This window comes from Streptomyces sp. NPDC008313 (assembly GCF_042956125.1).
Lineage (GTDB): Bacteria > Actinomycetota > Actinomycetes > Streptomycetales > Streptomycetaceae > Streptomyces.
Genome location: NZ_JBIBFR010000023.1, coordinates 105,755 through 128,345 on the forward strand (window position 1 = coordinate 105,755; position 22,591 = coordinate 128,345).

General features: G+C 73.4%; 22 protein-coding genes. 12 read left to right on the forward strand and 10 right to left on the reverse strand.

From position 1 onward, the window contains the following. Positions 1 to 42 precede the first annotated feature (42 nt). Positions 43 to 1,065, forward strand: coding sequence for an ATP-binding cassette domain-containing protein (locus tag ACFY93_RS27185; protein WP_391363757.1), 1,023 nt, complete (start codon positions 43 to 45; stop codon positions 1,063 to 1,065). Further along, positions 1,062 to 1,889 (forward strand): ABC transporter permease, encoded by an 828-nt coding sequence (locus ACFY93_RS27190; protein WP_391363759.1) that lies wholly within the window; start codon positions 1,062 to 1,064, stop codon positions 1,887 to 1,889. Before ACFY93_RS27185 ends, ACFY93_RS27190 begins: the two co-directional genes overlap by 4 nt. A 3-nt stretch (positions 1,890 to 1,892) precedes the next feature. Here ACFY93_RS27190 and ACFY93_RS27195 read toward each other — a convergent pair whose 3' ends face one another. Then, the gene (locus ACFY93_RS27195; RefSeq protein ID WP_391363761.1) at positions 1,893 to 5,246 is read right to left on the reverse strand and encodes a BTAD domain-containing putative transcriptional regulator; all 3,354 of its coding nucleotides are present in this window, start codon (positions 5,244 to 5,246) and stop codon (positions 1,893 to 1,895) included. Between the two features lie 185 nt (positions 5,247 to 5,431). On the opposite strand from ACFY93_RS27195, the gene ACFY93_RS27200 reads away from it, so the two are divergent. Next, positions 5,432 to 6,202: a site-2 protease family protein gene (locus tag ACFY93_RS27200; protein WP_391363763.1), complete on the forward strand. Its 771-nt coding sequence runs from the start codon at positions 5,432 to 5,434 to the stop codon at positions 6,200 to 6,202. 41 nt (positions 6,203 to 6,243) lie between these two features. Here the strand turns inward: ACFY93_RS27200 and ACFY93_RS27205 are convergent, their stop codons facing one another. After that, entirely contained in the window at positions 6,244 to 6,426 is a 183-nt protein-coding gene (locus tag ACFY93_RS27205; protein ID WP_391363765.1) for a hypothetical protein, read from the reverse strand. Positions 6,427 to 6,521: 95 nt separating this feature from the next. Further along, entirely contained in the window at positions 6,522 to 7,247 is a 726-nt protein-coding gene (gene npdG / locus ACFY93_RS27210) for an NADPH-dependent F420 reductase (RefSeq protein WP_391363767.1), read from the reverse strand. A gap of 179 nt (positions 7,248 to 7,426) precedes the next feature. Between npdG and ACFY93_RS27215 the strand changes: the two genes are divergently transcribed. Then, a complete protein-coding gene (locus tag ACFY93_RS27215; protein ID WP_391363769.1) occupies positions 7,427 to 8,029 on the forward strand; it encodes a hypothetical protein in 603 nt (200 codons plus the stop codon). A gap of 60 nt (positions 8,030 to 8,089) precedes the next feature. Here the strand turns inward: ACFY93_RS27215 and ACFY93_RS27220 are convergent, their stop codons facing one another. Further along, entirely contained in the window at positions 8,090 to 8,326 is a 237-nt protein-coding gene (locus tag ACFY93_RS27220; RefSeq protein ID WP_391363771.1) for a hypothetical protein, read from the reverse strand. Positions 8,327 to 8,387: 61 nt separating this feature from the next. Here ACFY93_RS27220 and map point away from each other — a divergent pair, with 61 nt between their 5' ends. Next, the gene (gene map / locus ACFY93_RS27225) at positions 8,388 to 9,245 is read left to right on the forward strand and encodes a type I methionyl aminopeptidase (RefSeq protein ID WP_391363774.1); all 858 of its coding nucleotides are present in this window, start codon (positions 8,388 to 8,390) and stop codon (positions 9,243 to 9,245) included. Positions 9,246 to 9,274: 29 nt separating this feature from the next. On the opposite strand, the gene ACFY93_RS27230 is transcribed toward map, so the two are convergent. Beyond that, a complete protein-coding gene (locus ACFY93_RS27230) occupies positions 9,275 to 9,919 on the reverse strand; it encodes a PhzF family phenazine biosynthesis protein (RefSeq protein ID WP_391363776.1) in 645 nt (214 codons plus the stop codon). 323 nt (positions 9,920 to 10,242) lie between these two features. Here ACFY93_RS27230 and efeO point away from each other — a divergent pair, with 323 nt between their 5' ends. From efeO to ACFY93_RS27250, 4 genes are read left to right on the forward strand one after another with little or no spacing between them, the layout of a single operon-like run. Next, a complete protein-coding gene (efeO, locus tag ACFY93_RS27235) occupies positions 10,243 to 11,394 on the forward strand; it encodes an iron uptake system protein EfeO (protein ID WP_391363778.1) in 1,152 nt (383 codons plus the stop codon). 23 nt (positions 11,395 to 11,417) lie between these two features. After that, positions 11,418 to 12,701: an iron uptake transporter deferrochelatase/peroxidase subunit gene (gene efeB / locus ACFY93_RS27240; protein WP_391363780.1), complete on the forward strand. Its 1,284-nt coding sequence runs from the start codon at positions 11,418 to 11,420 to the stop codon at positions 12,699 to 12,701. A 2-nt stretch (positions 12,702 to 12,703) separates the two neighbouring features. After that, the gene (efeU, locus tag ACFY93_RS27245) at positions 12,704 to 13,570 is read left to right on the forward strand and encodes an iron uptake transporter permease EfeU (RefSeq protein ID WP_391363783.1); all 867 of its coding nucleotides are present in this window, start codon (positions 12,704 to 12,706) and stop codon (positions 13,568 to 13,570) included. Continuing rightward, positions 13,536 to 14,540 carry a hypothetical protein gene (locus ACFY93_RS27250; RefSeq protein WP_391363785.1) on the forward strand — a complete coding sequence of 335 codons (1,005 nt, stop codon included), beginning with the start codon at positions 13,536 to 13,538 and terminating at the stop codon, positions 14,538 to 14,540. Before efeU ends, ACFY93_RS27250 begins: the two co-directional genes overlap by 35 nt. A 26-nt stretch (positions 14,541 to 14,566) precedes the next feature. On the opposite strand, the gene ACFY93_RS27255 is transcribed toward ACFY93_RS27250, so the two are convergent. Next, a complete protein-coding gene (locus tag ACFY93_RS27255; RefSeq protein ID WP_391363787.1) occupies positions 14,567 to 15,292 on the reverse strand; it encodes a bifunctional DNA primase/polymerase in 726 nt (241 codons plus the stop codon). Between the two features lie 172 nt (positions 15,293 to 15,464). On the opposite strand from ACFY93_RS27255, the gene ACFY93_RS27260 reads away from it, so the two are divergent. Further along, on the forward strand, positions 15,465 to 16,328 hold the full coding sequence (locus ACFY93_RS27260) for a glycerophosphodiester phosphodiesterase family protein (protein WP_391363789.1): 864 nt from the start codon (positions 15,465 to 15,467) through the stop codon (positions 16,326 to 16,328). A 38-nt stretch (positions 16,329 to 16,366) separates the two neighbouring features. Here ACFY93_RS27260 and ACFY93_RS27265 read toward each other — a convergent pair whose 3' ends face one another. Continuing rightward, a complete protein-coding gene (locus tag ACFY93_RS27265) occupies positions 16,367 to 17,023 on the reverse strand; it encodes a TetR/AcrR family transcriptional regulator C-terminal ligand-binding domain-containing protein (RefSeq protein WP_391363791.1) in 657 nt (218 codons plus the stop codon). Between the two features lie 129 nt (positions 17,024 to 17,152). On the opposite strand from ACFY93_RS27265, the gene ACFY93_RS27270 reads away from it, so the two are divergent. Next, positions 17,153 to 17,377 (forward strand): DUF6243 family protein, encoded by a 225-nt coding sequence (locus tag ACFY93_RS27270; protein WP_391363793.1) that lies wholly within the window; start codon positions 17,153 to 17,155, stop codon positions 17,375 to 17,377. A gap of 121 nt (positions 17,378 to 17,498) precedes the next feature. Here ACFY93_RS27270 and ACFY93_RS27275 read toward each other — a convergent pair whose 3' ends face one another. The 3 genes from ACFY93_RS27275 to ACFY93_RS27285 form a co-directional block, all read right to left on the reverse strand. Next, positions 17,499 to 18,491 carry a small ribosomal subunit Rsm22 family protein gene (locus tag ACFY93_RS27275; protein WP_391363795.1) on the reverse strand — a complete coding sequence of 331 codons (993 nt, stop codon included), beginning with the start codon at positions 18,489 to 18,491 and terminating at the stop codon, positions 17,499 to 17,501. Positions 18,492 to 18,720: 229 nt separating this feature from the next. Further along, the gene (locus ACFY93_RS27280) at positions 18,721 to 19,998 is read right to left on the reverse strand and encodes a serine hydrolase (RefSeq protein WP_391363797.1); all 1,278 of its coding nucleotides are present in this window, start codon (positions 19,996 to 19,998) and stop codon (positions 18,721 to 18,723) included. Then, entirely contained in the window at positions 19,941 to 21,362 is a 1,422-nt protein-coding gene (locus ACFY93_RS27285) for a Bcr/CflA family efflux MFS transporter (protein WP_391363799.1), read from the reverse strand. Before ACFY93_RS27285 ends, ACFY93_RS27280 begins: the two co-directional genes overlap by 58 nt. A gap of 81 nt (positions 21,363 to 21,443) precedes the next feature. On the opposite strand from ACFY93_RS27285, the gene ACFY93_RS27290 reads away from it, so the two are divergent. Beyond that, positions 21,444 to 22,454: a Gfo/Idh/MocA family oxidoreductase gene (locus ACFY93_RS27290; protein WP_391363801.1), complete on the forward strand. Its 1,011-nt coding sequence runs from the start codon at positions 21,444 to 21,446 to the stop codon at positions 22,452 to 22,454. Positions 22,455 to 22,591: the final 137 nt, after the last annotated feature.

The following is a 22,591-nucleotide window of genomic DNA, read 5'->3' on the forward strand; positions in this document are numbered from 1 at the left end:
CGCTGTCGGTGGTCTGTCGGTGGCGGATGACACCTTGAGGGCATGACGCGAATCGACAAGAACCCCGGCAGCGGCGCCAGCGCCGTCACCGTGCGGGGGCTGGTCAAGCACTACGGCGAGACCAAGGCACTGGACGGCGTGGACCTGGACGTCCGCGAAGGCACCGTCCTCGGTGTACTCGGCCCGAACGGCGCCGGCAAGACCACCCTCGTACGTGTCCTGTCCACCCTCATCAGGCCCGACGCCGGCTCCGCCTTCGTCGCCGGCTACGACGTCCTGAAGCAGCCCCGGCAGCTGCGCCGCGTGATCGGCCTCACCGGCCAGTACGCCTCCGTGGACGAGAAGCTCCCCGGCTGGGAGAACCTGTACATGATCGGGCGGCTGCTGGACCTGTCCCGCAAGGAGGCCCGCCGGCGTGCCGACGAGCTCCTGGAGCGCTTCTCGCTCAGCGAGGCCGCCAAGCGCCCGGCGTCGACGTACTCCGGCGGTATGCGGCGCAGGCTCGACCTCGCCGCGTCCATGATCGGCAGCCCGGCCGTGCTGTACCTGGACGAGCCGACGACCGGTCTCGACCCGCGCACCCGCAACGAGGTGTGGCGCGAGGTCAAGCGGATGGTCGGCGACGGCGTGACCGTGCTGCTGACCACCCAGTACATGGAGGAGGCCGAGCAGCTCGCCTCCGAACTGACCGTCATAGACCGCGGCAAGGTCATCGCCGGCGGCCGGATCGACGAGCTCAAGGCGAGGGTCGGCGGCCGCACGCTGCGGGTCCGCCCGCTCGACCCGCTGGAGCTGCGCCCGCTGGCCGCGATGCTCGACGAGCTCGGCCTCACCGGCCTCGCCACGTCGACCGTGGACGTCGAGACCGGCACCGTACTGGTCCCGGTGCTCAGCGACGAACAGCTGACCGCCGTGGTCGGCGCGGTCGTCGCCCGGGGCATCACCATCGGCTCCATCACCACCGAACTGCCCAGTCTGGACGAGGTGTTCCTGTCCCTCACCGGCCACAAGGCCAGCACCCCGCAGGAGACCCCGGACCGCGCCCACGAGGAGGTCTCCGTATGAGCACCGCCGTCATCGACGCCCCCCGCGCCGAGACCAAGGCCGACGGCCGCATCGGCGCCCGCGCCCACGCCCGGCACATCGGGGCGCTCGTCCGCCGCAATCTGCTGTGGATCCGCCAGGACCCGGAGTCGATGTTCGACGCCGTCCTGATGCCGGTCATCTTCACCCTGCTGTTCGTGTACGTCTTCGGCGGCTCCATCGGCCAGTCGCTGGGCGGCGGCCAGGACCAGTACGTGCAGTACGTGGTGCCCGGTCTGATGGCGATGACGGGGATGAACCTCGCCACCGCCGTCGGCACCGGCTTCAACCAGGACTTCCAGACCGGTGTCATGGACCGCTTCAGGACCCTGCCGATCGGCCAGGGCTCCGTGCTCTTCGCGAAGATCGCGGTGGAGCTGATGCGGATGGTCATCGCGACGTCGATCCTCATCATCGTGGGTGTCCTCGTCGGCTTCGACATCACGAACTGGGGCGGGCTGCTCGCGGCCGTCGGGCTGACCGTCGTCTTCGCCTCGTCCCTGATGTGGATCTTCCTGGTGCTCGGCGTCTCGATGAAGAACGCCCAGTCCGTCCAGGCGATGGGATTCCTGGTGCTGATGCCCCTGCAGTTCGGTTCGTCGATCTTCGCTCCGACGCAGTCCATGCCGGGCTGGCTGCAGGCCTTCACCGACTACAACCCGCTGTCCGCCCTCGCGGACGCGTCGCGCGGCCTGATGATCGGCGGCCCCGTCGCGCACGACCTGTGGCTGACCCTCGGCTGGTCGGCGCTGATCACGCTGGTGATGGCGCCGCTGGCGATCCACAAGTTCCGCAAGAAGGCCTGACGTTCACCCGGCCCCCTCGGCGCCCTGGGCGTCCGAGCCCCCCGGTCCGCGTCGCACCAGGGCGGCGGCCTCCTCGAAGGAGAGGCCGCCGCCCTCGGCGTACGCGGCCTCGTACGCCGCGTCGTCCAGCACGGCCCGCACCTCCGCCTCGGCCCTCGTCCGCAGCTCCGCCTCCGTCGGGCCGGTGACGTGCTCCGGGGGCAGCAGGGCGTCCGCCGCGCCGACGCAGCGGGCCGCGTCGCGGGCGTACCGGCCGCCGTCCAGACCCGCCAGGGCGACCGCCGCGGTGGCCAGGTGGGTGGAGGTCATCTGCGGCGCGATCATCCGCGACAGCGGCTCCTGGGACCGTTCCATCGCCAGCCGCACCTTCTCCAAGGAGTCGGCGTACTTCCCGTCGACCGCGTCCAGCCAGGCCTCGACGCCGATGACGAACCCGTCGAACACCACGAAGGTGACGGCCTCGAAGTCCTCCCGCAGCAGGCGCATCTGCTCGCGCGCCTCGGCGATCCGGCCGCTGCGCCCGAGCCAGCCCGCGAGGAACAGCCGGGAGGCGGGCAGCGCCTCGTTGGGCGTGCTCCGGCCCTCCGCCAGGACCTCCCGCAGCATCCGCTCGCCCCGCTCGGTCTCGCCCGAATCGATGAGCACACTGCCGAGACGGGCGCCGAGCACCGCCGTCTGGGCCCGGGCGCCGAGCCGCTCGGCGTACGTCATCGCCTCCCGGTAGTCGTCGGCGGCGCTCGTGTACTCGCCCAGGCGTTCGTGGGCCTCCCCGCGCGCGGACAGGGCCTCGGCCGCTCCCCAGGCGTCGCCGAGGCCGGTGAAGATGGCCAGCGCCTCGTCGGCGTCCTGGGCGGCGTCACCGGCCCAGTCGGCGCGGTTGGCGAGGATGTTGGCGCGCATCTGGAGCGCGGCGGCGAGCTCCCATGTGTAGCCGAGTTCGCGGCAGGTGCGGACCGTCGCGTCGACGACGGTCCGCGTCCTGTCGATGTCGCCGGTCAGCAGGACCGCGTAGAACCAGAGGCCGCCGGGGTGCCGGCAGGTCTGCGGCTGCCCCGGCCGGTAGGTCTCGGTGATGACCCGCAGCTTCTCCTTCGCCTCGGGCCTCTCCCAGGCGGCCAGGTCCATGTCCATGCAGGCGACGTGGATGAGATGCACACCGCGCCGGGCCTCCTGGAGGATCTCGGGGCGCATCGGCGGCGGCGCGTCCGTGCAGCTCTCGTACAGCGGCTCGGCCGGCCGGGCGGGCGGCGTGAACGGGTCGGGGCCGAGCGCCATGACCTCCTGGGACCAGACGCGGGCCTCGACGCGCTGGTCGCGGGTCTGCCAGTACCAGAACAGCGACAGGACCAGGCAGAGCGCCTCCTGCTCGTCGCGTGCGACGACGGCGCGGCGCAGCGCGGTGCGCAGGTTCTCGTACTCGCGCTCCAGCCGTTCGAGGGCGGTCCGCTGCCCGGCGCCGCGCAGTTCGGGGTCGGTGGTGCGGGCGAGTTCGCGGTAGTACGTGAGGTGGGCGCGCTCGGTGGCGGCACGCCGGCCGGACGCGTCGAGCCGCTCGGCGGCGTACTCGGCGACGGTCTCCAGGAGCCGGTAGCGCATCGCGCCGCCGGCCGAGGGGGCCGCCACCACGAGGGACTTGTCGACGAGCGAGCCGAGGGTCTCCAGCGCGGCCGGACCGCACACGGACTCGGCGGCGGCCAGGTCGCAGCCGCCCGCGAAGACCGACAGCCGCTCCAGGGTGGCGCGTTCGTCCTCGTCGAGCAGGTCCCAGGACCAGTCGACGACGGCCCGCAGGGTCTGCTGGCGCGGCAGGACGGTGCGGCTGCCCGAGGTGAGCAGCCGGAAGCGGTCGTCGAGCCGGTCGGCGATCTGGCGCGCGGTGAGCATCCGCAGCCGGGCGGCGGCCAGTTCGATGGCGAGCGGCAGTCCGTCGAGGCGCCGGCAGATCTCGGCGGCGGCCGCGGCGGTCTCCTCGTCGGCGTCGATGCGGAAACCGGGTCGCGCCGACGCTCCCCGGTCGGCGAACAGCCGCAGTGCGACGGGCTCCGGCAGCGGTTCCACGGGGCGCAGCAACTCCCCGGGCACTCCCAGGGGTTCGCGGCTGGTGGCGAGCACGGTCAGGCCGGGGCAGTGCTCCAGCAGGTGCTCGGCGAGGCGGGCGGCGGCGTCCACGACGTGCTCGCAGTTGTCGAGGACGATCAGCATCCGGCGTCTGCCGCAGTGCTCGACGAGGCGGGCGAGGGGGTCGTCGTGGCGGTCGGCGGCGGCCCGCAGCTCCTCCGCGCCGGCGCCGCGCAGGACGGTCTCGCGGGCGCCGAGCGCGGTGAGCACCGCCTCGGGCACGGTCCCGGGGTCGTCGACCGGGGCGAGCTCCGCCAGCCACACCCCGCCGGGCATCAGCTCGGCGACGGTCTCCCCCGCCTCCTGCGACAGCCTGGTCTTCCCGGCGCCGCCGGGCCCGAGCAGGGTGACGAGGCGGGCGGTGCGCAGGTCGTCGCGGATGGCGCCGATGTCGCTCTCGCGTCCGACGAAGGAGGTGAGGCGGGCGCGGAGGTTGCCGTGGGCCGGGGGCGCGGGCGGTGGGCCGGGGGGCGGCGCGGGCTCGGCGCCCGGACCCGGGGCCGGACACCCGGCGGGGCTGAGCAGCTCCGTGTGCAGGGCGCGAAGCTCCGGTCCGGGGTCGGAGCCGAGGCGGTCGGCCAGGAGGTGCCGTACGGAGTCGTAGGCGGCCAGGGCTTCGGCGAAGCGGCCGGTGTCGCGCAGGGCGCGCAGGCGCAGGGCCTGGAGGGGTTCGTCGAGGGGGTGGCCGTCGCACAGGGCGGTGAGCTCGGGCAGGGCCTGCTCGGCGCGGCCCAGGGCGAGGGCGGCGGTGAGGCGGGCGCGGCGCACGTCCAGCCGGCGGGTCTCCCAGCGGGCGGACTCGGCGGCGCGGTCCGGGAGGTCGGCGAGGGCGGGTCCGTGCCAGAGGGCGAGCGCGTCGTCGAGGACGACGGCCGCCTTCGCGGGGTCGCCGTCGGCGAACGCGCGCAGCCCCTCGTCGGCGAGCCGCTCGAAGCGGTGCAGGTCGACGGCGTCGGCGGGCGCGGCGAGGCGGTAGCCGCCGTCGGCCGAGTCCACGGCTTCGGGGCCGAGCGCCCTGCGCAGCCGGCCCACGAGCGCCTGGAGCGCTCCGGTCGCGTCGGCGGGCGGGTCGCCGTCCCAGACCCCGTCGACCAGGAGCGCGGCGGGCACCGTCCGGCCGGTGTGCAGCGCGAGCACGGTCAGCAGGGCGCGCAGCCGGGCCCCGCCGACGGGGACGGGGGTGCCGTCGGGGCGGAGTGCCTGGGTGGTGCCTAGGATGCGGTAGCGCACGGGGTCCATTCTTGCCGGTGGCGGTCCGGTGGTGTCAGGGCGCCTCCGCGACGGACCCCGGCGAGCGGGCCGGTCCGGGGCGGGGAAGCCGGTCCACCCTCTCCGGAACCGGGGGGCGGCCGCGAGACGTTTTCGACATGAAGCCCGGTGAGGCCGGGCAGTGCCACCTCATGAGCCACAGCCCAGGGAGCCCCATGACCACCACCGCCTTCCGCCGCGGCGACCGGAGGATCAGTCCCGTCTTCCTCGGCATCGTGGCCGTGACGGCGGTGACGGGCTGGGCGGTGTGGACGGGCTTCGCCGAGCAGCCGGGCGTGGCCGTCTTCCTGTTCGTGACGGGCGCCTGGGTGGTCTCCCTGTGCCTGCACGAGTACGCGCACGCCCGCACGGCGCTGCACAGCGGTGACCTCTCGGTCGGCGAGAAGGGCTATCTGACGCTCAACCCGCTGCGGTACACGCACGCGCTGCTGAGCATCGTGCTGCCGGTGATCTTCGTGATCATGGGCGGGATCGGTCTGCCGGGCGGCGCCGTGTTCATCGAGCGGGGCCGCATCCGGGGCCGCTGGCGGCACAGCCTGATCTCGGCGGCGGGCCCGCTGACGAACGTGCTGTTCGCGGTGGCGTGCACGGCCCCGTTCTGGCTGGACGCCCTGGACGGCACACCGGGCGCCTTCCGGTACGCGCTGGCGTTCCTGGCGCTGCTCCAGGTGACGGCCGCCCTGCTGAACTTCCTGCCGGTGCCGGGCCTCGACGGCTACGGGATCATCGAGCCCTGGCTGTCGTACGGGGTCAGGCGCCAGGTGGAGCCGCTGGCGCCGTTCGGTCTGCTGCTCGTCTTCGCGGTGCTGTGGATCCCGTCGGTGAACGGCGTGTTCTTCGACGTGATCGACACGGTCCTGCGGGGTCTGGGCGTCGCCCCGTACGAGACGTACCGGGGCCAGGACCTGTACCGCTTCTGGCAGTAGGCGGTCCCGGCCGCGCCGCTCGGGCGGCCGGGGCGGCGGGCTCAGGCGGACGGGGTGCCCTGGGTCCGGCCGCGGCGCGCGTAGTACCAGGTCATGTTGGACGAGAGTCCCGCGAGCAGCACCCAGACGACTCCCATCAGCACGCTGCCCTGGACGAACGAGACGACGGCGGCGGCGACGGCGAGGAGGCAGACGGCGAGGGCGTACACGGCGAGGCGGGGCATGGCGATGGGCTCCTGTCGGGGGACACTGCGTGCCCCCAGTGTCCCCCACGGCGCGGGCGCCGCCCGCACCCCCCGGCCTCCTCGTGTCCCGCCGCCTACACGTCGGTCAGCCGCAGGCCCGCGTGGGCCTTGTAGCGGCGGTTCACGGAGATCAGGTTGGCGACGAGCGACTCGACCTGGTGGGCGTTGCGCAGCCGGCCGGCGAAGATGCCGCGCATTCCGGGGATGCGTCCCGCGAGCGCCTGCACGGTCTCCACGTCGGCCCGCTCCTCGCCGAGCACCATGACGTCGGTGTCGATCTCGTCGGTCTCCGGGTCCTGGAGGAGTACGGCGGAGAGGTGGTGGAAGGCGGCGGTGACCCGCGAGCCGGGCAGCAGGGCGGCGGCCTGCTCGGCGGCGCTGCCCTCCTCGGGCTTGAGCGCGTAGGCGCCCTTCTTGTCGAAGCCGAGCGGGTTGACGCAGTCGACGACGAGCTTTCCGGCCAGGTCCTCGCGCAGGGCTTCGAGGGTCGTGCCGTGGCCCTCCCAGGGGACGGCGACGATCACGATGTCGCTGCGCCGGGCGCACTCGGCGTTGCCGGTGCCCTCGACGCCGTGTCCGAGTTCCTCTGCGGCGGTCCGCGCGCGGTCCGCGGCACGCGAACCGAGGATCACCTTCTGGCCTGCCCTGGCGAGCCGGTACGCGAGGCCCTTGCCCTGCGGCCCGGTGCCGCCGAGCACGCCGACGACGAGCCCGGACACGTCAGGAAGGTCCCAGGGGTCCTTGGCCGGGGCCTTGGCGGGAGCGGCGTCGGCGGGTGCCTGTGCGGAGTTGTTGGTCATGGCGCCGACTTTACGTGCGCGGCGCCCGCCGGTGGGGCGAGGGCGGGCCGGGGGTGGAGAGGGTGGCGGTGGGGGTCCCCGCCTCGGCAGGGGTCCCCTGTCCCGGCGGGGTCCCCGCACGGGCGAATTCGGGTGGAATCCGGCCCGGCGGGCGGCCGGGTGCGGCAGGATGCGGGCGCATGGACGCCGTACGGGTCGCGCTGCTGCGCGAAGTGCTCACCGGGACCGAGTGGCTGGGGGCGACGCGGCGTTTCGCGGGCGCGCTGCGGGGGTCGGTCGTGTCGTACGGGGGCGGGCTGCTGCTGGTGGGCACGGCGGAGTACGAGCCGTGGCACCTGGCGGCGCATCTGGTCGACGAGGCGGCGTGGTCGGGGACGCCGGAGCTGTCGCCGACGCTCGTCCGGCACGGGGCGCGGCCCTCGGACCCGGCGCATCTGGCGGTGGGCCTGGGCCGCCTGGAGGCGGCCCGGCGCGGGGAGACCCTGCTCGTGGTGTCCCCGTCGGCGCCGGGTGAGGTGCTGCTGGAGCGGGTCCACGACGCCCGGCGGGCCGGGGCGACGGTGCTGGCCCTCGACACCGGCGACCGCGACCTTCAGGCGCTGGCCCACGAGGCGCTCGCGGTCCCGGCGGAGCCGGACCTCGACCTGGACACGGTGCAGCACCTGGTGAGCGCCGCCGCCGGGGAGAACGCGCTCCCCGCCCCGCGGGGCCGCCGCCGCTTCCGCGACCGGCTCTCCCGCCTGGCCGACCGGCTGACGTCCCCGCCGCCGGCCCGCTGGTAGCGCGGGACTCCCGGAAGTGGTCGGCCGCCCCCCGTCAGCTCCCGTAGCCCGCTCCCGTCCTCAGCTCCCGTCCTCGTCCGCGTCCCGCGCCGTGGCGTCGTGCCACTTGGGGTCGTTCTCCCATTCGAGGTTGCGTTCGCGGGCGGTGTCCATCGCGTGCTGGGCCTCGGTGCGGGTGGCGTACGGGCCGAAGCGGTCCTTGGCCGGGCACTCGGGTCCCTCTTCGACCTTCTTGTGCTGGAGGCAGTAGAACCACTCGCCGGGTTTGGCGACCGTGCGCTTCTTGAACAGGGCCATGACATGGGCTCCTTCCGTCGGGAACATCGTCCCCCGAAAGACGCTGGATAGACTCGCCGACATGTCTGGCCAGTCGCTGCTCGTACCAGGGGAGCTCTCTCCCACCCGTTCCGTGCCCGGAAACATCAGGCGCCCCGAATACGTGGGCAAGCCCGCGCCCGCTCCGTACACCGGACCGGAGGTGCAGACGCCCGAGACCGTCGAGGCGATGCGGACCGCCGGCCGGATCGCGGCGCGGGCGATGGCCGCGGCCGCCGAGCTGATCGCACCCGGGGTGACGACGGACGAACTGGACCGCGTCGCGCACGAGTACATGTGCGACCACGGCGCCTACCCCTCCACGCTCGGCTACCGCGGCTACCCCAAGTCGCTGTGCACGTCCGTCAACGAGGTCATCTGCCACGGCATCCCGGACTCGACGGTCCTGCGGGACGGCGACATCGTGAACCTGGACGTGACCGCGTACATCGGCGGGGTGCACGGCGACAACAACGCCACCTATCTCGTCGGCGACGTGGACGAGGAGAGCCGGCTGCTCGTCGAGCGGACCCGGGAGTCGCTGAACCGCGCGATCAAGGCGGTCAGGCCCGGCCGCCAGATCAACATCATCGGGCGGGTCATCGAGTCGTACGCGAAGCGGTTCGGGTACGGCGTCGTACGGGACTTCACCGGGCACGGCATCAACACGTCGTTCCACTCCGGGCTGATCGTCCCGCACTACGACAGCCCGCACGCGACCACCGTGATGCAGCCCGGCATGACCTTCACGATCGAGCCCATGCTCACGCTCGGCACGCACGACTACGACATGTGGGACGACGGCTGGACGGTCGTCACGAAGGACCGCAGACGCACGGCCCAGTTCGAGCACACGCTGGTGGTCACGGCCACCGGGGCGGACATCCTGACGCTGCCGTAGGGCGGCGCCGGCGACCCGCCCCGGCGCGCTCACCTCTCCAGGAGTACCCGGCCGCCCACCTCCACCCAGCCGTCCGGCTGCGGTGCCGTGAGGATCTGCGAGCCGGTGCCCTGGGTGATGTTGAGCGCCCGGGCCAGCCGGTCGGTGAGGAGGAGGGCAGCCGCGCCCGTGGCCTCGTCCTCCTCGATGCCGTCGTCGGGTCCGGGGAACGCCCGGGCGCGGACCCGGCCCGCCGCCTCGTCCTCCCAGGCCCACGCGTACAGCCACTCGCCGGGAGGCGGCACGGGCAGGGCGTCGACCTCGGCGGCCGAGGGGTACTGGCGCAGCGTGCGCGGGGGCGCCCACTCGGGACGGGCCTCGATCCAGCTGAACTCGCCGTCGAGGCGGACGCCCACCACCCCGGCGGGGGTGAGGAGTTCGGGGACGTCCAGCAGCCAGGCCACGCCGACGCAGGGGTGGCCGGCGAAGGGCAGCCGCAGGGTGGGGGTGTAGATGTCGATGACGCCCCGCTCCGGGTCGTCGACGAACACCGTCTCGCTGAAGCCGAGTTTCGCCGCGAACGCCTGGCGCTCGTCCCGTTCCGGCATGACCGAGCCCTCGCGGATCACGCCGAGCTCGTTGCCGTGGCCGCCGCCGGGTCCGCAGAACACCCGCAGCACGTCGTAGTCAGTCACCGGGACATTCAAACACCGGGCGGAGGCTCGCGAGTTCGCCGCGCTTCGGGCGGTGATTCCGTGCGCCGGCCGTCTCCCGGCCGCGCCCCTGTTCCCCGACGGCCCGTGGAGGGGCGCGCGAGGCTCCGCTTGACCATCCCTTGGCCTTTCCATGGCATCGCTTTTGGGCCGTCGTGATCAAGCCGTGCCTGTGCGCCCGCTGTGAGAGCTGAATCACCGGACAGGCGGGTATCGCTGAGGGAAGGCTCAGATAAGTTAGGTGAGCCTCACCAATAGAGCGCGGACCCACCGCGTCGTCTGTACGACTTCTTCCTGGAGCCTTCATGCGAGCCGCCCGACTCTCCGTCGTCACCGCCGCCGCCACCGCGGCCGCCCTGACCGCCGTCACGGGCTGCACGGAGAAGAGCGACGCCAAGAACGGCGACGCGATCGAGGTCGTCGCGGCCGACTCGAAGTGCGAGACCTCGGCGAAGTCGGTACCGGCCGGGCACGTCACCCTGAAGATCGAGAACAAGGGCTCGAAGGCGACCGAGGTCGAGATCGTCTTCCCCGACGACCGGATCGTCTCCGAGAAGGAGAACATCGGCCCCGGCACCAAGTACACGCTGACCGCCGAGGTGAAGGCCGGTTCGTACGAGATCGCCTGCCGCCCCGGCATGAAGGGCCACGGCGTGCGGCAGAAGCTGACGGTCACCGGCTCCGGCAAGGCCGCCGAGCGCGACCCGCGTCTGGACAAGGCCGTCGCCGCCTACCGCGCGTACGCGCAGGAGCAGGCCGACGAGACGCTGCCGAAGGCCAAGGCGTTCGCGCAGGCGGTGAAGGACGGCGACATCGAGGCCGCGAAGAAGGCGTACGCCGACTCGCGCCTGGGCTGGGAGCGCACCGAGCCGGTCGCCGAGTCCTTCGGTGACATCGACCCGAAGGTCGACGTCCGCGAGGACGGCCTCGAGGACGGCCAGGACCCGGAGAAGGACTGGACCGGCTGGCACCGCCTGGAGAAGTCCCTCTGGCAGGACAAGAAGATCGGCGCGACGGAGAAGAAGCTCGCCGACCGGCTGATCACCGACCTCACCGACTGGCAGAAGCGGGTCGGCAAGGCCGAGATCACCCCCACCTCGATGGCCAACGGCGCCAAGGAACTCCTCGACGAGGTCGCCACCGGCAAGGTCACCGGTGAGGAGGAGCGCTACTCGCACACCGACCTCGTCGACTTCAAGGCGAACGTCGAGGGCGCCGAGAAGTCCTACGAGCTGCTGAAGCCGGTCGCCTCCGGGAACGACGCCGCGCTGACGAAGGAACTCGACAAGCAGTTCGCCGCGCTCAACACGCTGCTCGACCAGTACCGCACGGACAAGACCTCGTACGACTTCACCTCGTACGACAAGGTCGGCAAGGCCGACCGCAAGGAGCTCTCCGACGCGGTCAACGCCCTCGCCGAGCCGCTGTCCAAGCTCGCCGCCTCCGTCGCCAAGTAGCCGAAGCAGCCAAGGGGCAGACCGTGACCGACGAGACGAACGAGACCGCCGCCACCGCGGACCGGGACACCTCCCGCGCGCCGTCCCGGCGCGCGCTGATCGGCTGGGGCGGGGCCGGGCTCGCGCTCGGTGCCGCCGCGGCGGGCGGCGCCGTCGCCATGAGCCGCGCCGGGGACGACGTGGACCCGGCGGGCGCCGAGACGGGCGGCGCCGTGGCCTTCCACGGCGCCCACCAGGCCGGCATCGCGACACCGGTGCAGGACAGGCTGCACTTCGCCGCGTTCGACGTGAAGACCGACGACCGCGCCGAGTTCGTGGAGCTGCTCAAGGAGTGGACGAAGGCCGCCGCGCGGATGACCGGCGGGCACACGGTCGGCGAGGGCGCCTACGGCGGGCTCGCCGAGGCCCCGCCGGACGACACCGGCGAGGCACTGGGCCTCAAGCCCTCGCGGCTCACGCTGACGATCGGCTTCGGCCCGTCCCTGTTCGAGAAGTTCGGTCTGGCCGACCGCCGGCCGGAGGCGCTCGTCGACCTGCCGAAGTTCCCCGGCGACAACCTGGACAGGGCCCGCAGCGACGGCGACCTGTGCGTCCAGGCGTGCGCCGACGACCCGCAGGTCGCGGTGCACGCCATCCGCAACCTCGCCCGGATCGGCTTCGGCCGGGTCGCCATCCGCTGGTCCCAGCTCGGCTTCGGCAAGACGTCGTCCACCACCACCGACGCGCAGACCCCGCGCAACCTCTTCGGCTTCAAGGACGGCACCCGCAACATCGCGGGTACGGAGACCGACCGCCTGAAGAAGCTGGTGTGGGTGGGCGACGGCGACGGCCCCGGCTGGATGACGGGCGGCTCCTACCTCGTCGCCCGGCGCATCCGCATGAACATCGAGACGTGGGACCGGACCTCGCTGCAGGAGCAGGAGGACGTCTTCGGCCGCGACAAGGGCGAGGGCGCCCCCGTCGGCAAGGCCAAGGAGCGCGACGAGCCGTTCCTGAAGGCGATGAAGCCCACCGCGCACGTGCGGCTCGCGCACCCCGACTCCAACGACGGGGCGACGATCCTGCGCCGCGGCTACTCCTTCACCGACGGCACCGACGGCCTCGGCCGGCTGGAGGCGGGCCTGTTCTTCCTCGCGTACCAGCGTGACGTCCGCAAGGGCTTCATCCCGGTGCAGCGCGCCCTGTCGCGCTCCGACGCGCTCAACGAGTACATCCAGCACGTGGGTTCGGCGGTCTTCGCGATCCCTCCGGGCGTCCGGGACAAGGACGACTGGTGGGGCCGGGCGCTGTTCTCCAAGGAGGCGTAGCCGTGTTCGGCAACTATCTGATCGGCCTGCGCGAGGGACTGGAAGCCAGCCTCGTCGTCTGCATCCTCATCGCCTATCTGGTGAAGACCGGCAGGCGGGACGCCCTGCGGCCCGTCTGGACCGGCATCGGTGTCGCCGTCGTGCTCGCCCTCGCCTTCGGCTGCGCCCTGGAGTACGGCTCCCAGGAGCTGACCTTCGAGGCGCAGGAGGCGCTCGGCGGCTCGCTGTCCATCCTCGCCGTGGTCCTGGTGACCTGGATGGTCTTCTGGATGCGGCGCACCGCCCGGCACCTCAAGTCGGAGCTGCACGGCAAGCTGGACGCGGCCCTGCGGATGGGCACGGGCGCGCTGGTCGCGACCGCGTTCCTCGCGGTGGGCCGGGAGGGCCTGGAGACGGCGCTGTTCGTGTGGGCGTCGGTCCGCGCGTCGAACGACGGCACGCACGGCCCGCTGATCGGTGTCGTCCTCGGCATCGCGACGGCGATCCTGCTCGGCTACCTGTTCTACCGGGGTGCACTCCGGATCAATCTCGCCAAGTTCTTCACCTGGACCGGCGGCATGCTGGTCGTCGTCGCCGCGGGCGTCCTCGCGTACGGCTTCCACGACCTCCAGGAGGCCGGCTGGGTGCCGGGGCTGACGAACCTGGCCTTCGACATCAGCTCCACGATCGAGCCGGACAGCTGGTACGGCACCCTCCTCAAGGGCGTCTTCAACTTCCAGCCGGACCCGACCGTCGTTCAGGTCACGGTGTGGGCGCTGTACTTGGTCCCGACGCTCGCCCTCTTCCTCGCCCCGGTAGGGTTCGCCTCCGGGAAGGGGAAGGTGAAGGTACCTGATGAGCGGGGATCGCAGCCCTCGAAGGCGTCGTAGTCTCAACCGGTTCGCCCTGGCGACGGGGTCGGTGACCGTTCTGTCCCTGGTGGCGAGCGGGTGTGTGACGGTGCACGGCGAGCGGGAGTTCCTCCCCACGGCCACCCGCGCCGAGGCGGCCCGCGCCCTCAAGGACTTCACCACGGCCTACAACAAGGCCGACAAGGCCTACGACCGGTCCCTGGACGAGGACCGGGTCACCGGCCCGCTCGCCGACATCGACGGCGCGAAGCTGGACGCCGGGCACGAGACCAGCCCGGACGGCAACGCGAACCACCGGCCGCTGAAGCTGACCGACGCGCACTTCGTCATACCGAAGAAGGCGGGCTGGTCGCGCTGGTTCCTCGCCGACACGGAGGCCAACAAGGGCGCGGCGGGCTCCCACTGGCTGCTGGTGTTCACCCGCGCCGACGCGGAGGACGTGTGGCAGGTCTCGTACCTCACGGTCCTCGGCTCCGGGGACGTGCCGAAGTTCACCGAGGACGCGGACGGCTGGGCCGAGCCGGTCGCCGCCGACGACCCCGGCCTCGCCGTGACCCCGCGAAAGCTCGGCTCCTCGTACGCGGACTATCTGCGAAGCGGCGGCGACACCTTCGCGCCGGGCACCCACACCTCCCAGTGGCGCGCCCTGCGCAAGAAGAACGCGACCAGGCCGGGACTGGCCCGCCAGTACGTCGACGAGCCGCTGAACTCGGGCGATCACGCCCCGGTCGGTCTGCGCACCACCGATGGCGGCGCCCTCGTCTTCTTCGCCACCCGGCACTACGAGAAGCAGACCGCCGCCCGGGGCGTCGACCTCAACGTCACCGACAAGAACATCCAGGCCCTGCTGAAGGGCGACCCCAAGCAGTACCTGACGCTGGAGTTCGTCTCCAACCAGGCTGTCCTCGATCCGGCGGGTACGTCGTCGGACCGCGAGGTCGAGTTCCTCAGCCGGGTCCAGGGCCTCACGGGGGCGAAGGGCGGCTGACGCCGCGCGCCGCGCCGCGGGCCGGGTCAGCCGTGGTGGGGCCAGGCCGAGGCGGCGTGGTCCGTCCCCTGGCCGGCGTGGCGGGCGCAGGCGTCGGTGAGGGCTTCGAGGAGCGTCAGCGGATCGGGGAGCGGATGCTCGGGGCCGCGCAGCCAGTCGACCGACAGGTCACCGGGGAGCCGCGCCGGGGGCACCAGGACGTAACTGCCGCGGCAGTGCCAGCGCAGGCCGGGGTGCTCGTCCATCGTCTCGGGGTGGCAGTCCAGCTCGCAGGGCCACCACTCGTCCTCGTCCTCGGGCGTGCCGCGGGTGGCCGTGAAGAAGAGCATCCGGTCGCCGCCCGACTCGGCGACCGGGCCGACGTCGACCCCGGAGGCGAGCAGCCGCTCCAGGGCCTCGTGGCCGGCGGTCAGCGGCACGTCCAGGACGTCGTGGACCATTCCGGTGGCGGTGATGAAGTTGGCCTGCGGCTGGTGCCGGGCCCAGCGCTCGATCTGGGCGCGGTCGGTCGTGGACTGCGTCTGCCAGGCGAACGAGACGGGGTGGCGGGCGGGGGTGGGGCAGCCGACGCGGTCGCAGGAGCACCGGTAGCCGGCGGGGTGCGCGGCCGGCGCGAGGGGCAGCCCCGCGGCGGCGGCGGCCAGCAGCAGGGGCTCGCGCTGCTCGTCGCCGGCGGTCTCCTTGGGGCGACGGCCGCGCAACCACCGGGAGATCCTGCCCTGCGTGCCCGAGCGGCGGCCGAACTCGCTCATGTATCCCCTCGCCTCGCTGTGTGGTGCGGACAGCTTTGCTTCATGGTCCCACCATCCTGCGCCCCGAGTGGCCGGAGCTCCCATCCGGGGTACCCCGGGCGATGCCAACCCTGACCGGATATCGAGTGTCATTACATACTTTCACCGTATTTACCCACCTACCGTGGTCGCCATGGTCACCAGCGCAACGCTCACGGGTATCGCCGGTCTCACCTCGCTCGTCCTCGCGGGCCGGGGCGGCCCGCCGGTCCCGATCGAGTGGGGTTCCGGCCCCCTGACCGTGGACGCGCTTCCCCGCGTCGTCCGCGTCGCCCACCGGGGCGGCGCCCGCGAGGTGCCCGAGAACAGCATGTCGGGGCTCGCGGCCGCCTACCGGCGCGGGACGGCCCAGGTGCTCGACTTCGACACCCGGATCCTCGGCGACGGGCACATGGTCGTCATGCACGACGAGACCCTGGACCGCACGACGTCCTCGCACGGCCCGGTGCGCGCCCTGAAGCTGAAGGACTGGCGGAGCGTCCGGCTGCGCCCCAAGGCCTCCGTCCCCGGTCACTGGCGCGCGGAGGCGCCGCCGACGGTCGCCGAGGTGCTGGACCGCTTCGGCGGGCGGATCGTGCTGATGCTGGAGGCCAAGGACCCGGAGAGCCTGCGCACGCTGGGCCGGCTGATCCACGACCGGGGGCTGACCCGCTCGGTGTTCGTCAACACCAACCGGCCGGAGGTGGCCCGGCGCGCCCACGACATGGGCCTGATCGCCCAGCTGTGGCGCTCGGCGAAGCAGATGCGCACCGACCGGCCCGAACGCTGGGCTTCGTACGTGGACCTGCTCGACGTCGACTACAAGGCGCGCGACAAGGACCTCGTACGGGCCGTGCGCTCCGGCGTGCCCCGGGTGTGGGCGCACACCGTGGTGAGCCCGGCCCAACGCGACCGGGTACTGGCCCTCGGCTGCGACGGGGTGATCACGGACGCCCCCGGGCGGCTGGCGCGGCACGCGGTGCGGCGGCCGGCGCGGGTCACGGCCCCCGGCGGCTGAGCCCGGGCGGCGGGGACGCCTCGCCGCCGGTGGCGGGCTCAGCGGGGGGCGATCCCGTGCAGCGCGTAGTCGACGAGGGTGTCGGTGTACTCGTACGAGATCGGGCCGGTGCGCTGGAGCCAGCGCTGGGCCAGCGGGGAGACGAAGAGCTCCAGGGCGATGCGCGGGTCCACGCCGGGGCGCACCTCGCCCGCTTCCTGCGCGGAGCGCAGCCGCTTCACGTACAGCTGGAGCTGCGGTTCGAGGAGCCTGGCCACGAACTCGGTGCCCACCTGCTCGTTGACGAGGCCCTCGGCGGCCAGCGCCCGTGAGGGGACCTCGAACTTGGGGTCGAGCAGTTCGTCGACGGTGGAGCGCAGGACGAGCTTGAGGTCGGCCGCGAGATCGCCGGTGTCCGGGATCTCGTACTCCGCGCCCTCCCCCAGGACCTCCGGCCGGCCCGCCGCCTCGGCCGCCTGCCCGCTGAGGTCCATGAACGCCTCCAGCAGCACCTCCGCCTTCGACGACCACCAGCGGTAGATGGTCTGCTTCCCGACCCCGGCGCGGGCGGCGATGCCCTCGATCGTGGTCTTCGGGTAACCGACCTCGCCGACCAGGGCGAGGGCGGCGTCGTAGATCGCGCGGCGGGACCTCTCGCTGCGGCGGGCGGCGTCGGGGGCGGGCTTGGACGGGGGCGGGGAGGACTTGGTGGCCATGGTCCGAACTTATCAGGGTTGACAAGACGGTGCGTCTCGCCGCATGGTGGGCGTGCGGACGTAACGAGACGGACCGTACCGTCGCGCCGGTGCGGCGCGGCGCGAGAGATGCGAGGAGAGGAGACCGTGATGTCGCGAGGTGGAGCGGGGAACATGCTGGGCGTCGGCGGCACGCGCAGCAATCTCGGGCGCGGGGCGCTGCGCGGCGGCCGCCGGGGTGAGCGGATCGGCGGCAGCCAGGACCCGCGGGCGCAGAAGCGCGAGCTGCTGCGGAGGCTGCGGGAGGCCCGCGAGGAGGAAGGCGGCCAAGGGCCCGGCGAGACGGCCGGGAAGCCGGGCGAGGAGGAGAGGTGAGGCGCGGACCGGGACGGCGGCGCGCTCACGCGCCCTCGGCGGAGTCGGCGGCGGCGCTCGTGCGCCCTCGGCGGAGTCGGCCGCGGCGGTCAGGCGTCCTCGGCCGGGACGGCGGCGCCGCTCACGCGTCCTCGGCCGGGGGCCAGGCGTCGCCCCAGTCGGCGTCGCGGGCCGCCCGGTAGAGGGGGCCGTGGCGCTTGGTCACCGTCTCCCGGCGCAGGGCCTCGTCGGGTTCGCACAGGTCGAGCAGGACCTGGCCCTTGCGGATCTGGGGGCGCCGGACCACCCGGGAGGCGGCCGGGGTCACCGGGAAGCGCGTGGCGGCCACATAGCTGAACTTCTCGTCCTCGTAGGCCAGTGAGCCGCCCTTGACCTGCCGGTGCAGGGAGGAGCGGCTGACCCGGGCGGAGAAGTGGCACCAGTCCGTGCCGGGGACGATGGGGCAGGCCGCGCTGTGGGGGCAGGGCGCGGCGATGCGGAAGCCGGCGGCGATCAGGCGGTCGCGGGCCTCGATGACCCGGGCGTAGCCCTCGGGGGTGCCGGGCTCGACGACCACCACGGCCCGCGCGGCGCCCGCGGCGGCGTCAACGACCGAGGCGCGGTCGGCGCCGGTCAGCTCCCCGAGGACGTACGACACCGTGACGAGATCAGTGCTCTCCAGGGTGAGCGCCGCTCCGATACGGGAGCGGCGCCACTCGGCGGACTCCAGGGCCGGGTTCGCGGCGGCGATCTCACGGCCCAGCGCCAGCGCCGGTTCGGCCCAGTCGAGCACGGTCACCGGGCGGGTGCCCCGCCAGGTCGCGCTCACCGCCCAGGTGGCCGCGCCGGTGCCGCCGCCGACGTCGACGTGGCCGCTCGGGGTCCAGTCGGGCGCCGCGGCCACGAGGGCGTCCAGCGCGGCGCACACGGCCTCGAACGTGGCGGGCATCCGGTAGGCGGCATACGCGACGACGTCCGACCGGTCACGGAGGACGGGGACGTCGGTGGGGGTGCGGCCCCGGTAGTTCGTGATCAGCCGGTCCACCGCCTGCGTGGCCGCCTTCGGCGGGAGGCCGTCGAGGAGGGCCGCGAGGGCGGCGCGGAGGTGCTCTGCGGGGGTGGCGGGGGCTGTCACCAGGCGATTGTACGGGGGCTGCGGAGGGCGTCAGGCGCTGATGCGGGGGCCGCCGGAACGGTCACACGGCGGTCCGGTGCGGGTGCCGGTGCCGGTGCCGGTGCCGGTGGAAAGGCCACCCAGTACCGGTGCCGGGCGGGGCGGTGCGGCGGACCCGGCGCCCTCGGGGTGCCTCCCCGGGCTCTTCGAGCAGGGGGCGCCCCAGAGTTCGCCCGCCCTCATCCCTCGGCTACGCACGACCGGGGGGAACCTCCATCGCCCCTGGGGGCCCCTCCCAGGCCCGCGAGGCTCTGGGGGCGGCACGCATGCCCACCGCTTGTCTGACCGCGCGGGCCAGCCTCGTCGCCGCCGCCTGCCTCGGGGCGTTGTCCGGGGGGCGGCGCCTGGGGTGGACCGTGTTGGCCAGCAGGACCAGGAAGGTGTCGGTGGCCGGGTCGAGGACCAGGGACGTGCCGGTGAAGCCGCAGTGTCCGGCCGCGCCGCGCCCCGCCAGTTCGCCCATGAACCACTTCTGGTCGACGGCGAATCCGAGGCCGGGCGGCGTCAGCATCAGCTCGACGAAGTCGGGGCCGAGAATGCGGGCGGGGCCGTAGGAGCCGCCCGCCAGCAGTGTGCGGCAGAAGACCGCCAGGTCACGCCCGGTCGAGAAGAGGCCGGCGTGCCCGGCGACGCCGCCCAGCGCCCACGCGTTCTCGTCGTGGACCACTCCGCGCAGCATCCCGCGGTCCGCCTTGGCCCACGGTCTGCGCTGGTCCTCGGTGGCCGCGGCGCCGGGGCAGGGGCCGAAGCGGGTGGCGCTCATCCCGAGCGGCCGGGTGATCCCCTCGTGGACGAGCACGTCGAGGGTGCGCCCGGTGACGCGCTCCAGGACGAACTGGAGGAGGAGCAGGTTGAGGTCCGAGTAGAGGTAGGTCCCCGGTTCGGACGTCGGCGGCTGCGCGCGGAGCATCGCGAGACGGGCCGCGTCGTCCGGGCAGTCGTACAGCGGGAGTTCGGGCCGCAGCCCGGAGGTGTGCGTGAGCAGCTGCCGTACGGTGACGCCGTGCCGGGCGACGGCGTGGAAGTCCGGCAGATAGGCGCCCACGCGCGCGTCGATGCCGAGCGTGCCGCGCTCCAGTTGCTGCACGGCGGCGACCGCCGTGAACAGCTTGGTGAGGGAGGCCAGGTCGAAGGGCGTGTCGACCGTCATCGGCACCCGCGCCTCCAACGGCAGTTCGACGGCCCGGCCCGGCCGGTCGCCGCCGCTCCCCTCGTACGACACATAGCGCACGGCCCAGCCCGCCGCGGCCTCGGCGGCGATGACCGGGCCCCGGCCGGCGACCACCACGGCGCCCGCGGCCCAGGGATCCGCTCCGGTGGTGAGTGCGCGGACCTCCCGTTCCAGGAGGCGCAGCTCCTCGGGGTCGAGCCCGGCCCGCGCCGGGGTGCCGACCCGCAGTCTCGGTGCGCTCAGCGCTCCTCCCCCAGGCCTTGGGTGCTGTCCGCACGGGTCTTCCAGGGACGGCACAGTGCCACGAAACAGGTGACGGCCACCAGCGCGCTCGCCAGTTGGACGACGGCCATCGGTACGGCGGTGTGCTCCCCGGCGACGCCGACGAGCGGCGAGGCGACCGCGCCGATCAGGAAGGAGGTGGTGCCGAGCAGGGCGGAGGCGGAACCGGCGGCGTGCCGGGTGCGCATCAGGGCGAGTGCCTGGGTGTTGGGCATCGCGAGCCCCATCGCGGACATCAGCACGAACAGCGCGGCCGCCACGGGCCACAGCCCGGTCTCGCCGAAGACGCCCGTGGACATCAGCAGCAGGGCGGTCGCGGCGAGCGTGACGGTGCCGAGGCCGACGGCGAGCACCTTGTCGAGGCGGACGCGGCCGACCAGGACCCGGCCGTTGACCTGGCCGACGACGACCAGCCCGATGGAGTTGACGCCGAAGAGCAGGCTGAAGGTCTGCGGGGACGCGCCGTAGATCTCCTGGATCACGAACGGGGAGGCCGAGATGTACGCGAAGAGCGCGGCGAAGGCGAACCCGCCCGTGAGCACGTACCCGGCGAAGGCCCGGTCGGCGAGGAGCGCGCGCATGGACCGCAGGGCGTCGCCCACTCCGCCGCTGTGCCGGTCGGCGGGGGCGAGGGTCTCGGGCAGCCGTCTCCAGACGACCGCGGTGAGGGCGATGCCGACGACGGTCAGGACGAGGAAGACGCCCCGCCAGTCGGTGATCCGCAGGATCTGACCGCCGATCAGCGGGGCGACGATCGGGGCCACGCCCGAGATCAGCATGAGCGTCGAGAAGAAGCGGGCCATCGCCACGCCGTCGTAGAGGTCGCGCACCACGGCACGCGCGATCACGATGCCGGCCGCTCCGGCCAGGCCCTGGGCGAGCCGGAAGGCGACGAGGAGTCCGACGGAGGGCGCGACGGCGCACAGCGCGGTGGCGACGACGTAGACGAGCAGGCCCACGAGCAGCGGCCGGCGCCGTCCCCAGCGGTCGCTCATCGGCCCGACGACGAGCTGCCCGAGCGCCATCCCGGCGAGGCACGCGGTGAGGGTGAGCTGCACGGTCGCGGCGGGCGCGTGCAGGGACCTGGTGACCTCCGGCAGCGACGGGAGGTACATGTCCATGGCCAGCGGCGGGGTGGCGGTGAGGCCACCGAGTACGAGGGTGACGAGCAGCCCGGTGCGCCGCAGTGCGGCGGTGCCGGGCGGGGTGGCGGGCTCGGCGGCGGGCGGGTTGGCGGGTGCGGCGCCGGTCGTCCCGGTGCCGGACGCCGTGCCGGGCCCGCCCGGTATGCCGGCCGCGCCCGGTTCCGTCGCGGCCTCCCCGGTCGTGCGGCCCGTCCGGTCACCCCTGTCTCGCGTGGTACGGCCACGCTCGGGCATGTGCCCCTCCCTGATCGATCGGTCCGCCGCCTATGCTCTCAGCTCGTACGGGGTGGTTGAAGCAGCTACGAGGGGCTGGGGATGACGGTGGACAAGGTGCGCTGGGGAATTCTGGCGACGGGCGGGATGGCCGCCACCTTCACGGCCGATCTGGTGGACATGCCGGACGCCGAGGTGGTGGCCGTGGCCTCGCGCTCGGACGCCTCGGCCAAGGCGTTCGCCGAGCGGTTCGGGATACCGAGGGCGTACGGCGACTGGGCGTCGCTCGCCGAGGACTCCGACATCGATGTCGTCTACGTGGCCACGCCGCACTCGGCGCACCGCGTCGCGGCCGGGATGTGCCTGGAGGCCGGGCGCAACGTGCTGTGCGAGAAGCCGTTCACGCTGAACGTGCGGGAGGCCGAGGAGCTGGTGCAGCTCACGCGCTCCCGCGGCCTCTTCCTCATGGAGGCCATGTGGATGTACTGCAACCCCGTGGTGCGACGGCTCAAGGCGCTGGTCGATGACGGCGCGATCGGGGAAGTGCGCACCGTGCAGGCGGACTTCGGGATCGCGGGGCCCTTCCCGGCCGGTCACCGGCTGCGGGACCCGGCACAGGGCGGCGGCGCGCTGCTCGACCTGGGCGTCTACCCGGTCTCGTTCGCGCAGCTGCTGCTCGGTGAGCCCTCGGGCATCACCGCGAGAGCGGTGCTCTCCGACGAGGGCGTCGACCTGCAGACGGGAGCGCTGCTCACCTGGGAGAGCGGCGCTCTCGCCTCGGTGCACTGCTCCATCGAGGGCGGTACGCCCTCCTTCGCCTCGGTCACCGGCTCCGAGGGCCGCATCGACATCCCCGAGGGCTTCTTCTGCCCGGAGCGCTTCGTACTGCACCGCGACGGCCGCGACCCGGAGGAGTTCACGGCCGACCCGGCGCACGGCCCGCGCACCAGCCTCAGGCACGAGGCCGCCGAGGTGATGCGCGCGCTGCGCGCCGGTGAGACCGAGTCACCGCTCGTCCCGCTCGACGGCACGCTCGCCGTGATGCGGACGCTCGACGCGGTCCGCGACCGCACCGGCGTCCGCTACCCCGGCGAGGAGACCGTCCTCGTCTGACCCGACCGGCCCGTCCGGTGAACCGGGCCCGGTCGTCGAACCGGGCCGGGTCGGCCGGTGGGGGTCAGGCTTCCTTGAGTCCCTGGTCGCCGATTTCGGTGATGAAGGAGGCGGCGGTGGTGAGGGGTGCGTCGGGG

Bases quoted from the DNA above. Each gene is read 5' to 3' on its own strand.
- ACFY93_RS27265 (WP_391363791.1), bottom strand. From the start codon at position 17,023: ATGGCCACCAAGTCCTCCCCGCCCCCGTCCAAGCCCGCCCCCGACGCC.
- ACFY93_RS27255 (WP_391363787.1), bottom strand. From the start codon at position 15,292: ATGAGCGAGTTCGGCCGCCGCTCGGGCACGCAGGGCAGGATCTCCCGG.
- ACFY93_RS27290 (WP_391363801.1), top strand. From the start codon at position 21,444: ATGACGGTGGACAAGGTGCGCTGGGGAATTCTGGCGACGGGCGGGATG.
- ACFY93_RS27285 (WP_391363799.1), bottom strand. From the start codon at position 21,362: ATGCCCGAGCGTGGCCGTACCACGCGAGACAGGGGTGACCGGACGGGC.
- ACFY93_RS27260 (WP_391363789.1), top strand. From the start codon at position 15,465: ATGGTCACCAGCGCAACGCTCACGGGTATCGCCGGTCTCACCTCGCTC.
- ACFY93_RS27270 (WP_391363793.1), top strand. From the start codon at position 17,153: ATGTCGCGAGGTGGAGCGGGGAACATGCTGGGCGTCGGCGGCACGCGC.
- ACFY93_RS27195 (WP_391363761.1), bottom strand. From the start codon at position 5,246: ATGGACCCCGTGCGCTACCGCATCCTAGGCACCACCCAGGCACTCCGC.
- ACFY93_RS27190 (WP_391363759.1), top strand. From the start codon at position 1,062: ATGAGCACCGCCGTCATCGACGCCCCCCGCGCCGAGACCAAGGCCGAC.
- ACFY93_RS27200 (WP_391363763.1), top strand. From the start codon at position 5,432: ATGACCACCACCGCCTTCCGCCGCGGCGACCGGAGGATCAGTCCCGTC.
- ACFY93_RS27220 (WP_391363771.1), bottom strand. From the start codon at position 8,326: ATGGCCCTGTTCAAGAAGCGCACGGTCGCCAAACCCGGCGAGTGGTTC.
- ACFY93_RS27185 (WP_391363757.1), top strand. From the start codon at position 43: ATGACGCGAATCGACAAGAACCCCGGCAGCGGCGCCAGCGCCGTCACC.
- npdG (WP_391363767.1), bottom strand. From the start codon at position 7,247: ATGACCAACAACTCCGCACAGGCACCCGCCGACGCCGCTCCCGCCAAG.
- ACFY93_RS27250 (WP_391363785.1), top strand. From the start codon at position 13,536: ATGAGCGGGGATCGCAGCCCTCGAAGGCGTCGTAGTCTCAACCGGTTC.
- efeO (WP_391363778.1), top strand. From the start codon at position 10,243: ATGCGAGCCGCCCGACTCTCCGTCGTCACCGCCGCCGCCACCGCGGCC.
- map (WP_391363774.1), top strand. From the start codon at position 8,388: ATGTCTGGCCAGTCGCTGCTCGTACCAGGGGAGCTCTCTCCCACCCGT.
- ACFY93_RS27215 (WP_391363769.1), top strand. From the start codon at position 7,427: ATGGACGCCGTACGGGTCGCGCTGCTGCGCGAAGTGCTCACCGGGACC.
- ACFY93_RS27205 (WP_391363765.1), bottom strand. From the start codon at position 6,426: ATGCCCCGCCTCGCCGTGTACGCCCTCGCCGTCTGCCTCCTCGCCGTC.